Here is a 12,075-nt window from a genome sequence, read left to right on the forward strand (position 1 = left end):
AGTCTTCCCGGACTTCCAAAGCAACGCAAATCCCCCCATGTGAACCTTCCCCGTCATTTGTGCTCCTCAGTTTGGCGGCGATCCGCACTAAATTTGATACCGAGCTAGCTTTCTTCAAGAATTTTCTGAGACCTTTCATCACTTATGTCTATCGCTTCCGAACAATTCGAATTGGCTCCACCGATCGTGACGTCGAACAACACCCGGGGGGCCGGTCCGCTTGGGGGCACGCATCTAGGCGACTTCGCCACAGCGGGTTCCGAATCATCCCTACCGTCCACGTGGGTGGGTGGATTGCAAACGGCGCCAGCCCGTTTGGTCAATCTGGATGACGAAGACGACGACCGGGACGATGATGACGACGAAGATTCCGGTTTTGGCTCGGATGACGATTCCGAAGGCGGTGGCGGCACCGACGATGGCTTCAACGACGGACTCGACGAAGACGACGAGGTCGATGAATTTGACGACATCGACGAAGATGATTTTGACGACGATTTCGACGACGATTTCGAGGAAGAACTCGAAGACGACTACGAAATCGAAATCGAAGACGAAATCAGTGCCGAGTTTGGCTTAAGCAGCGGCGACGGCAGCGAAGACGACGACCTCGAAGATTTTGATGATTTTGATGACGTCGACGAAGATCTAAACGACTAACGGCACAGCCTTTTTCGCTGTGTTTAGCGAGTGATGTAGCGGTGCGGGCTGAGCCGCCCGCTGTATCGGTGACGTTCCTTTATCCTGTGTTCGGCTGGCCCCACGCCGTACCGCTGCGAAATGAAGTCATCTCTGTGAACACCGGTGCTGCAAAGATCGCTGCAAATCGGATATGTTTTCGGCAATGCATGTCGTAGTCCAGCCAATCCGAGGCTGGCGTCCGAGAACCGTTGTCCTAGCGTCCAAAGCGATTGATGATGTCCGCTTCCGTGAGTCCCTTTCGTGCTCCACCGAGCAGCCCTAATTTCCCAAAACTTGAACTCGAAGTTTTGCAATTTTGGGATGATCACGACATCTACAAGCAATCGTTGGCCCAACGTGCCGGGGCACCGTCGTTCGTGTTCTACGAAGGACCACCGACCGCCAACGGGCTCCCTCATCCGGGTCACTGTCTGACTCGATCAATCAAGGACGTTTTTCCTCGCTATAAAACGATGCGTGGCTATCGTTGCGAACGCAAAGCGGGCTGGGATACCCACGGATTGCCGGTCGAAGTCGAAGTCGGCAAAGAACTGGGCATCCATAGCAAGGAAGAGATCGAAGCGTTCGGGGTCGAACCCTTCATCCAAAAATGCCAACAAAGCGTGTTTCGCTACATGCAACAGTGGCAAGACCTGACCCGCCGACTCGGTTTCTGGGTCGATCTCGAAAAGGCCTACGTCACCTACCACCAAAGCTATATCGAAAGCGTTTGGTGGAGTTTGAAGACACTCTTTGAGCGGGGGTTGTTGTACCAAGGCCACAAGATCGTGTGGTGGTGGGCCCAAGGCGGCACAGCGCTGTCCGCGGGCGAAGTCGGCCAGGGATATCGCGAAGTCGCCGACCCCAGCGTTTATGTGCTGTTCCCGCTGGTCGACAATCCCCAACGCTCGCTGGTGGTTTGGACCACCACCCCGTGGACCTTGCCCAGCAACATGTACGCGGCGGTCCACACCGAATTGCAATACGCCGTCGTCCGCGACGATGAAACCGGACAAGAACTGGTGATCGCCGCCGACTTGGTGGAAACGATCGCCGGCAAACTAAAACGCGACTTGCCCGTCCTGGAAACGATCTCGGGCCAATCGTTGATCGGAAAACGTTACGTGCCGCCATTTGACAACTACTACAAAACACTTGGCGATGCGGAGGGGAACCTGACCGGCGGCGAATCCGAAGCATGGATGTGGCGCGTCGTTGCCGCCGATTTCGTGACCACCGAATCGGGTAGCGGTATCGTGCACCAAGCTCCGGCGTTCGGCGAAGTCGATTACGAAGTCTTTGCGCAAGAACAAGCACGCTTCGTCGAAACCGATCGTCCCGAATTGCTGTGTGCGGTTGGGCCCGACGGCAAGTTCACCGACGAATTTGCGGAGATGAAAGGGACTTGGGTCAAGGACGCGGACAAACCGATTTCGCGGATGTTACGCGAATCTGGCAAGTTGCTGCTGCTCGAACAATACCTTCACGACTATCCGTTCTGTTGGCGTGCCAGCGAAGATCCGTTGATCCAATATCCTCGTCGCAGCTGGTTCGTACGCACGACCAAATTTCGCGACTTGATGCTCAAAAACAATTCGCAAATCGGATGGCAACCCGAACATATCCAAAATGGTCGCTTCGGCAATTTCTTGGAATCCAACGTCGATTGGGCGTTGTCGCGTGAACGTTTCTGGGGCACCCCGTTGCCGATCTGGGTCTGCCAAGAAACCGGACAAATGGAAGCGGTCGCAAGCTACGACGAAGTGCTCGCCAAACCGGGACTCGCAGGGACCGAAGTGTGGGACCAAGCCAAGGCGGCCAATCCTGAATTAGCGGACGATTTGCGAGTTCATAAACCGTACATCGACGCGGTCACCTACGACTCACCGTTCGCCGAGGGCGCGCGGATGCAACGCGTAACCGAGGTCATCGATTGTTGGTACGACAGCGGTGCGATGCCGTTCGCCCAATGGGGTTGGCCGCATCAAAATAACGAATCGTTCCAAGATCAGTTCCCCGCCGACTTTATCTCCGAAGCCCTCGACCAAACCCGCGGCTGGTTCTACAGCCAATTGGCGATCAGCACGATGTTGTTCGGCGAAGGGGCCTCGATCAGCGAGCGAGATGACGACGCGGAAGCTAAAAAGGGAGCTGACAGTTCTTCGGACGCTGGTTTGCAAAATCTCGACCAGAGTTATCCGCATCCCTATCGCAACTGCATCGTGCTCGGGTTGATGCTCGGCGAAGACGGCAACAAGATGAGCAAGAGCTTGCGAAACTACCGCGAGCCCAACGAGATTTTTGACAAATACGGCGCCGATGCACTGCGTTGGTTTTTCTTTGCCGGTCAACCCCCGTGGACGGCGATCCGCTACCGCGAACAATCGATTAAGGATTCAATCCCCGAGTTTTTGCTGCGACTTTGGAACGTCTTCAGTTTCTTCAGCATTTACGCGGGAATCGATGGTTTTGATCCAACGACGGCCAAAGCGGCCGACGACCAACTGAGTTCCGCCAGCCTCGAGTCAGCCCCCACCTACCGCGACATCCGTGAGCGAAGTGAAATTGATCGCTGGATCATGTCGGAACTCCATCGCACCAACGAGATCGTCGTTGAAAGGATGGACGCGCTGGATAACTACAACGCGTGCCAAGCGATCACGTCGTTTGTCGATGGATTGAGCAATTGGTATGTGCGTCGCAGTCGCGATCGATTTTGGGCCAGCGAAAAGGATTCGCAAGACAAACACGATGCCTATTGGACGTTGTACGAATCGCTGCTGCAAATCACCAAGATTGTCGCTCCGTTTGTGCCCTTTTTGTCCGAGACGCTGTGGCGAAGTTTGAGCGAACCGTTCGGGGACCAAGTGCGGAAGAGCGTACACCTGTGCGACTATCCGATCGCCGACCAGGAGCGCATCGATGCGAAACTTTCAAACAGCATGAAATTATTGCGTGAGATCGCATCGTTGGGACGCTCCGCTCGCGCCGAAGCGAAATTGAAAGTTCGCTTGCCCCTTTCGCAAGTCGAAGTGGTGTTGGCCGACCCGTCGGAGATCGAGTGGCTCAAGTCGCACGACTCGCTCGTCCGTGAAGAGCTAAACGTTAAATCAGTCGACTACACCACCGATGGCGACCAATACGTCCAGTACTCCGTCGTACCCAACTTCAAACGCCTCGGCCCACGCGTCGGCAAGAACGTTCCTGCGGTAAAAAAAGCACTCGCGTCTGCCGACGGCAATACGCTGCTAACGACACTCGAACGCGATGGCTTTGTCGCAATCGAACTGCCCGATGGCCAAACGCTGAAATTGGATAACGAAGACATCCAAGTCCGGCTCAAAGCCAAGGACGGTTGGGCGGCGAGTCAAGGTACCAATAGCGTGGTGGTGTTGAACACAGAAGTCACCGACGAACTTCGCCGAGAAGGGATCGCAAAAGATCTGATCCGCACGATTCAAAGCAAGCGAAAAGAGATTGATTGCGAATACACCGATCGCATCACGATCGGGATCGTGAGCAAGGATGACGATGTTGCGACCGCGTTAAAGGAGCACGGTGATTTGATTTGCCGCGAAACGCTGGGCAGTGAATTGCGATCCGTTGCGATTGACGGTACCGAAGCGATCGATACCGAATTTGGCCAAGTCTTCGTACAAAAGAATTCGTGATGCCAAATTCGAAATCGACCGGCGTGAAGCTTCCCATTGCGGTATTCCTCAGTGGCAGTGGTCGAACGCTCGCCAATTTGATCCGTCATCGCGACGAACACGGATTGCCAATCGAAATTCGCTTGGTGATCAGCAGTCGTGCCAATGTGCGGGGCATTGAAATCGCCCAGCAAGATGGCATCGAGACGCGATGCATTCGCAAACGGGATTACCCAGACCCGATTGCACACATGCGACAAATGTTTGATCCGTGCCGCGACGCGGAGGTGAAGTACGTGGTGATGGCCGGGTATATGAATCACGTCTTGATCCCGAACGATTTCGAGAATCGCGTGATCAACATTCACCCCTCCCTATTACCCTCCTTTGGAGGCGCTGGAATGTACGGCCATCACGTGCACGAAGCCGCACTCAAACGAGGCGTCAAGATCAGCGGATGCACGGTCCATTTCGTCGACAACGAATACGATAACGGGCCAATCATTGTGCAACGTTCGTGCCCGGTGCATCCCGATGACGACGCCGACACCTTAGCCGCACGTGTGTTTGCACAAGAGTGCCTGGCATTACCCGAAGCGTTGCGCAGGCTAGAGCATTTTGACAAATGACATGGGATTCAAGCCGTAGCTACGTTCGCCAGAACGTGGCCCACCATCGGGCGACGGTAGCGACATCAATCGAAAAGTTGCGTTAGGGATGGCAACGTGAGGCGGGGATGGCGTGGTGAAGCTCGGTTACTGGCGGAATTCGGTTACTGGCAGAGTTCAGTTTCTGGCGAAACGACGCGAGCGGCATCACGCCGGCGAAGGGCGGCCGTAGTAAAACCCTTGGCCTAATTGAAAGCCGAGGTCGATGCAAGCGTTTGATTCGCCTTCGGTTTCGACCCCTTCAGCGAGCGGCAAGATATCCAAGTCACAAACCATGTTGACTAGGTTTGCCAACATTTTGCGTCGGCTCGCATCCGCGGTATCAATTCCTCGGATCAACGAGATATCGAACTTTACCACATACGGTCTCGTTTCCACGAGTTCGGCGAGCCGTGCTTGGCCGGAGCCAAAGTCGTCGTAGGCAAGCCGGATCCGTTGTTCTTCGAGTACATCGACCAACGTTTTCATCACATCACGATTGGTGACGGCTGACTCGTGAATTTCCAAAACGAGGTTGGCATTGCCTGCCATCTGGCGGGCTTGAATCAACGATTCGACTAGCCCTTGGATGTCTTCGACTTCCTTGGGATGTGTATTGACAAACAACATCGGGCTTTCGGGGAAATCGCGACCGACGCGAATGCCTTCCCAACGAAGCAAGCGACTCAATTCCACTTCGAGGCTTAATTGTTCGGCGGCTTGAAACATCGCGCCCACGGATTCGAGCCCGAACACGCTGCCGCGTCCCAGGATTTCGTGACCGACCATCTCGTGTGACGGGCAACGCAGATCGACAATGGCTTGAAAATGCGGTTTAACGAGCCGTTCAGCCATCAAGCGGTCAAATTGCACCAGCGCTAACGCTTGGTCGCAAATATTTTCGGCAATCGTACCGTGAGTCGCTCCGGTCACCGATTGTCGATAAATCCGAAAGGGAGCTTCGGCAAAGTGGATCAAATCCTCTTCCGAAATCCGAATCGTCTGGTGTGGCTCAACCCGCTTCCCGTTGACGTAGGTTCCGTTGGTGCTACCGAGATCGGTTAATTGCAGCGCCCCGTCGCGAATACTCAGTGCAGCATGCTGGCCGCTCACGGTACGAAATTGGAGACGCAGCGAGACGCCTGGCTTGCGACCGATCACGTAAGGTTCGACATCGATCGGCAGGTGAAGGATCGATTCGCCAGGCTGAGTTGGTCCCGCTAGAAACCAAATGTCTTCCATAAGCGCACTATTGCGCCGGAGACGTTCGAGAGCCGAGTTTTCAATCGTTGCCATTAATCTTGTACGCTCAAGGGGCGGATGTGTTTTGTGCGCAGCGGTCCACTTACTTTCGAAGCGGTCCTGCTGCGGGACCTAAAAACCTACGTTGCAATTAGCCCAGGGTCGTCACTCCTTCTCAAATTTCTCCTACAAAAGTGCTTTCTCGCGAGAACTCGCTCCGTTTCTCTTATTTACAAGCTAGGTTTGAAGGCGGCAATCCATGTTCGCTAACGGGCAAAGTTTGCCTATCACGACGCCTTGCCCCACATCCTCGGATCCTCACGCTCCAACATCCGCAACCACGTTCCCTTTCCCGCATCGTACATTCATCAACACCGTTGCTAACGTTATGACTGCACTCGCAAGCGATACACAATCCTTCGAACCAAGCATGTTAGGAGGGTTGTTGTCGGACGACACATTTTGGCCGACCCAACCTCGAGATTTGCAGGAGACGGGTTTAAGCGCTGCCTACGTCGACGGGCTGATGCTAAAAATCCTGTTGGTCGGTGGAACGCTTAGCGGCCGAAACGGCGCCGAACGTATCGGCATTCCGTTCCGTGTCATTGAACCGATACTCGATGCGCTGCGAACGCGCAAGCTCGTCACTCACGTTCGTCCGGCGCCGTTTAACGATTATTACTATTCGTTGACCGAAGCGGGGCAAAAACAAGCCAACCACCAAATGACTCAGTGCAGTTACACCGGTCCGGCTCCGGTCACCCTCTCCGATTACGTGCTCAGCGTTGAAGCTCAAGCCGCCGGCTTGGACCCGATCGATCGCGAACAGTTGCGCAGCGCGTTGAGTTCGATTTCGTACCAAAGCGAGCTACTTGATCACTTGGGTCCCGCGGTGAACAGCAATACCGGGATGTTCTTATTCGGGCCACCGGGCAACGGCAAAACAACGATTGCCCGCTGCCTAACGCAGTGCCTTGGCCAAGAGATTTGGATTCCGCATGCGATCCTTGATGATGGAAATCTAATCAAGTTGCAAGACGATGCGTTCCATCGCCCCGCGCCGGTCCCCGAGATGGTCGGAGACATATTGAAGGGTCAAGAATGGGACAATCGCTGGATTCGCATTCGCCGCCCCACCGTGGTCGTAGGTGGTGAATTGGTGATGGACAATCTCGAAGTGCGACACGATCCTCGCTCGAATATCTGTGAAGCACCGCTGCAAATGAAAAGCAATTGCGGTTGCTTGCTGATCGATGACTTTGGACGGCAACGCATTGCTCCCGAGGAATTGTTGAACCGCTGGATCATTCCGCTAGAGAACAAGTGTGATTACTTAACGCTGCCAACGGGAAAGAAAGTTCAAATTCCGTTTGAACAACTGATCATATTTTCGACCAACATCGATCCCAGTTCTCTAGTGGACGAAGCCTTCCTGCGACGCGTGCCCTACAAGATCTACGTTTCGGATCCAAGTCGCGAAGAGTATCGAGAAATCATGCTCGGTGTCACCAACTCGCTTGGATTCCCCAACACGCCTCAAGCGGCGGAGCATTTGTTCAAATTCTATGAGGACAGCGGACGTAAGATGCGACGCTGTCATCCTCGCGATTTGCTGACCCAGGTCGCGAATTTTTGCAAGTACCGCAAGCTGCCGCTGACGTTACAACCCGATTACCTCGATCACGCCTGCCGAAGCTACTTTAGCCAACTGTAATGCTCCGAGACGGCCCCACCTTTGGAGCGCAAGACGGTTGCCTTCGCCCCCCAGAGAATCGGGTGATCGTCGCGATCCTAAAACGAAGGCCTCCGACGTGAGGAGGTCGCGGCATCGCAGTGCAAGCAGACATTCATCCGCAACGCCCCCGTTCCCCCGTTCCCACGTAGAAAGCCGCCTCGCGATGACAGCGACCGACTCGAAAAAAATCAGCGCTGGTTACGAACCGATCCCAGGTTACGTGCTCGAAAAACTGATCGGGCGAGGTGGGTTCGGAGAGGTTTGGCGCGCCGATGCGCCCGGTGGGATCAAGAAGGCGGTCAAGTTTGTCTTCGGGGCCCACGATCAACAACGGGCTTCACGAGAGCTCAAATCGCTCGAACGAATCAAGGGCGTCAGCCACCCCTTTCTATTGACGCTAGAACGCTTTGGAATTGTCGATGATCAATTGGTGATCGTCACGGAATTGGCCGACGGCTCACTCGAAGACGTGTTTCGCCAACATCGTGACCGCGGATCTTGTGGTATCCCCCACGACAAATTGCTCGCATACCTGCATGATTCCGCAGACGCACTGGATTATTTGCACGAGCACTATCAGCTACAACACCTCGACATCAAACCTGGGAATTTGTTAATCGTCGGGGGACATGTCAAGGTAGCGGATTTTGGGTTGCTCAAGGACTTGCGAGACGCGGATTGCAGTGTCGTCGGTGGTTTAACCCCGGTTTATGCACCGCCGGAGGTCTTCGATGGTCGGCCGAGCTTGCACAGCGACCAATATTCACTGGCGGTGATGTACCAGGAATTGTTGACCGGCACGCGTCCCTTTAGTGGGCGGACGATCGCCCAATTGGCGACCCAACACGTTCACAACGCTCCGGATCTCGAACCCCTTCCCCCCTGTGACCGCCCCGCGGTCGCCAAGGCGCTCGAAAAAAAACCAGAGCGACGATTTGAGAATTGCCGGTCGTTTGTCAAAGCGTTGATGAATCCACGCAAACGAGGCCCCTCGATTCGTCCTCATGCGGGTGAATTGTCTCAAGAGGATACCGCCGAAGGCATCCCGCTCGGAGTCGGTATCCAAGCGACGATGGCGAAAGATTTACCGGCCCTTGAAGATGGAGCAATCCAATCCGATCGTCGCATCGTTTCCAACATGCTGATGGTTGCACTCGGAGGTACCGGGGCTGACGTTTTACGCGAGATGCGAAGTCGCGTCGCCAGCATGCATTCAACGTCTCCAGTCCGCTTGCATTCGTTGCTGATCGACACCGACGAAAAAACACTTAGCCTCGCTCGAGTGGGCAACTCGAATTCCTCGCTGCCGCCAATTGAGATCGTTCCGATCCCACTGCGTTCGCCCAACGAATACCGACAATCGCTCTCCAACAATCGACTGGGCACCGTTTCTCGTCGCTGGATCTACAATGTTCCACGTAGTCTTTCGACCGAAGGCATGCGGCCACTGGGACGGCTAGCCCTTGTCGATAACGGCGGCAAAGTCACTACGGCCATCGAGAGAGTGATCAAAGATCTCGTAGCGTCCGGTAGCCAAGAAAGCCCCAGCATCTACGTCGTTGGCTCGCTCAGCGGTGGGACCGGAAGCGGGATTTATCTCGATGTCGTGCATTTATTGCGGCATTACCTCGACATCAACGAGCTCGAACAAGTCAAAATCCTCTCGATGTTAGCCATCAAGGGACTCACACGCAGCCCATCGGTTTCCCTTGCCCACCATGACGCACAAGCGGCATTGATCGAGATGCGACACTATCTGCAACCGGGAAACGGCTATCCCGGCGACCCGGGTGCGGGGTGGCCCAGCGTCCCGGCAGCCCGCACTCCGCTGAAACACACCTATTTGATTGCCAGTAACGAGGCGGATCCCACCTCGCCCACGCCGGTCAATGTGATTAGCGACTACGTGTGGTCCGATGCCACCGGGGCTGGCGAATTACTAGCCAAAGCTCGCCAGTGGGAAACGACATCGCCCGAGACGTCGATCACCAAACCGCAATTGCGATCCGTTGGCATCGTCCCCCTCGGCGTCATCCGGCGGCCCGAAGAGAAAATCCTGACACCGGCGACAGTGAAATACTTGCTGCTACGTTGGTTGGGACACCCCGGTCACGCCAAAAAATACGCCGAACTGCTAACCCAACGTTTCCTGCGACGCACGGGATTTTCTCGTGATAGCCTGGTCGACGTGATCCTGGAACCGCTAGCATCCGAACCGCACGATCGCTGTCGCCAAATGCAACACCGAATCGATGCGACCGCTCGCGATCAGGGACATCCGCTCACGATCGCTGAGGGACGCCGTTTGCTCCCCCAATGGGCAAACGAAATTGTCTCGATGTCAAAAGTGAATCCCTTCATCGAGCAACTTTACAGTGTCTTGAGCGGGGAATTGTTCAACCGACTTTCGCACCGCAGCACGAACATTGCCACCGCCGTGGCAGGACTGCAACGTTTTCAGACCGAAGTGGTTGCCGTTTCCGCAGCCCTGCGAGAGGAAAACGCAACGAGTGAACTCGACTTGAATCCGCAACCCTCAGCATCATTGTGGACCGCCGAGATGGCGGCCGAGGCGATCGTACACGAATTGAAGCAACTTGCCGCCGACCATGCCACACTCCTTGCAACTCGGGTCGACGAAACCATCACCCGATTGAATGACGTCGCTACGACCTTCGCCGTTACGATTTCGGAATTGGCCGATGGACGCAGCGCAACGCTCAACCCCTGGGATGAGATGCCCGAGGAAATCTCGTCACAATTCGAAGACATTGTCGCTGAACTGCACACGTCGATGGTAAATCCAATCCTGATTCGTCCGCTGATCGGCGGCGTGATTGCGATGGAGGCAAACCAAGTTAAAACACGGATGAGCGAAGCGGCCTCGCCATTGGTGGGACGCGTCTTGACATCCCTAAGCTCCTCCTCGGTCACCCCATCGAACTCCGCGGATAGGAACTCAGGGGACGGGAGCTCGAGGGACGGTGACGTCACGACATCGCTGGTCAACTCAAGCGAACTCTCCGGCAACACCAAGACCGCCATACTCACCGAATGCAGCTCCCCCCACACCGTAACGTCACCCAAGACGTCTACGGAACCAACCGTTACGTCCATGGCAACCGCATTGCAACACGCTCGCCCCTCCCTACTGGATTGCGGCGGGGCCCAACGCTTGATTCTGGCCGTCGGGACCCACTCGGAGCAAATCCAACTCGAGGCCGAACTTCGCCAATTCCACTCCGGTGAATTGACAACTACCTTGATTCCGGGCACGACCGCGAAATTGATTCACGAAGCTCAACGGATCGATTTGAATGAAGTGATCGCTCGGCTCTCGACGCTCAACGCGAGCAACCTTCAAGTCAGTGGCCGTTTGATGACCCGTTCGGACATCGATTGGAAAAAGAGTGAACCCCGCTCTCAGCTCGTCGCCGAATCACGCTAGCCGGACGGGGGGCCTACTTAGCCGCACACTTTGCTTTGACGGCACAGCCGGCACAGCCCGTCCCGCAACCGGTCCCGCCCGCTTCGCTGGTACCACACCCAGGTCCACACCCCTCGCCTAGCAGTTTGGCAAAATGGCGTGATCGCACGATCGACTCGTATCGCTCGGTCACTTCCTTGGTGATCGCTTCCGCGGTGGCGTCGACTTCCCCTAGGAAGTGCATGATCAACGAGCCGCCATCAAAGATTTGGTCGACATCCAATAAAACCGCTGCGGAGCCCGATTGTTGGAGTGACGCCCGACAGGCCTCGACGGCTTCGCGTTTGTGTCGTTCGAGCCGCCGGATCAAGAGCTCGTCTTCGTTGGTGGTATGGCGAATCAAGCGAACGCTCGGCATTTTGTTGACCGAATCGCCCGCCTGGCTGCCCAGCCCTCGAGCGTTGGCTTGCCCCAGCACGGTGCCCAGTTCGACGCCACGGCCGGTTCGGACGATCGCACGGGCCCCAAACTGAAACTCGGCCTGCTCTGCGCCAGCGTTCCCCTGGCCGATAAAAATATCGCCGAGGACGCCGATTCGTACGTAATAATGACTCATTGGGAAAAACACATTTTAGACGACTTGTCGATTTGCCTCGGCACGCTCAACATGTTGGCATTCTCACGGTTGAATGA

General features: G+C 55.4%; 7 protein-coding genes. 5 read left to right on the top strand and 2 right to left on the bottom strand.

Features of this window, described 5'->3' with window-relative positions:
• Positions 1-144: 144 nt before the first annotated feature.
• The 3 genes from Pla52o_RS27385 (at position 145) to purN (ending at position 4,960) form a co-directional block, all read left to right on the top strand.
• Positions 145-660: a hypothetical protein gene (locus tag Pla52o_RS27385; protein ID WP_231612211.1), complete on the top strand. Its 516-nt coding sequence runs from the start codon at positions 145-147 to the stop codon at positions 658-660.
• A gap of 254 nt (positions 661-914) precedes the next feature.
• Positions 915-4,352: an isoleucine--tRNA ligase gene (gene ileS, locus Pla52o_RS09105; protein WP_146594301.1), complete on the top strand. Its 3,438-nt coding sequence runs from the start codon at positions 915-917 to the stop codon at positions 4,350-4,352.
• Positions 4,352-4,960 (top strand): phosphoribosylglycinamide formyltransferase, encoded by a 609-nt coding sequence (gene purN, locus Pla52o_RS09110; RefSeq protein WP_146594302.1) that lies wholly within the window; start codon positions 4,352-4,354, stop codon positions 4,958-4,960. Before ileS ends, purN begins: the two co-directional genes overlap by 1 nt.
• A gap of 186 nt (positions 4,961-5,146) precedes the next feature.
• On the opposite strand, the gene Pla52o_RS09115 is transcribed toward purN, so the two are convergent.
• Positions 5,147-6,274 (bottom strand): EAL domain-containing protein, encoded by a 1,128-nt coding sequence (locus Pla52o_RS09115; RefSeq protein WP_146594303.1) that lies wholly within the window; start codon positions 6,272-6,274, stop codon positions 5,147-5,149.
• Positions 6,275-6,608: 334 nt separating this feature from the next.
• On the opposite strand from Pla52o_RS09115, the gene Pla52o_RS09120 reads away from it, so the two are divergent.
• Together Pla52o_RS09120 and Pla52o_RS09125 are read left to right on the top strand one after the other, a co-directional pair.
• The gene (locus Pla52o_RS09120; protein ID WP_146594304.1) at positions 6,609-7,934 is read left to right on the top strand and encodes an AAA family ATPase; all 1,326 of its coding nucleotides are present in this window, start codon (positions 6,609-6,611) and stop codon (positions 7,932-7,934) included.
• A gap of 184 nt (positions 7,935-8,118) precedes the next feature.
• Positions 8,119-11,403: a protein kinase domain-containing protein gene (locus Pla52o_RS09125; RefSeq protein WP_146594305.1), complete on the top strand. Its 3,285-nt coding sequence runs from the start codon at positions 8,119-8,121 to the stop codon at positions 11,401-11,403.
• Between the two features lie 13 nt (positions 11,404-11,416).
• Here the strand turns inward: Pla52o_RS09125 and Pla52o_RS09130 are convergent, their stop codons facing one another.
• Positions 11,417-11,998: a hypothetical protein gene (locus tag Pla52o_RS09130; RefSeq protein ID WP_146594306.1), complete on the bottom strand. Its 582-nt coding sequence runs from the start codon at positions 11,996-11,998 to the stop codon at positions 11,417-11,419.
• Positions 11,999-12,075 lie beyond the last annotated feature (77 nt).

It is taken from the genome of Novipirellula galeiformis (assembly GCF_007860095.1).
GTDB classification, from domain to species: Bacteria; Planctomycetota; Planctomycetia; order Pirellulales; family Pirellulaceae; genus Novipirellula; species Novipirellula galeiformis.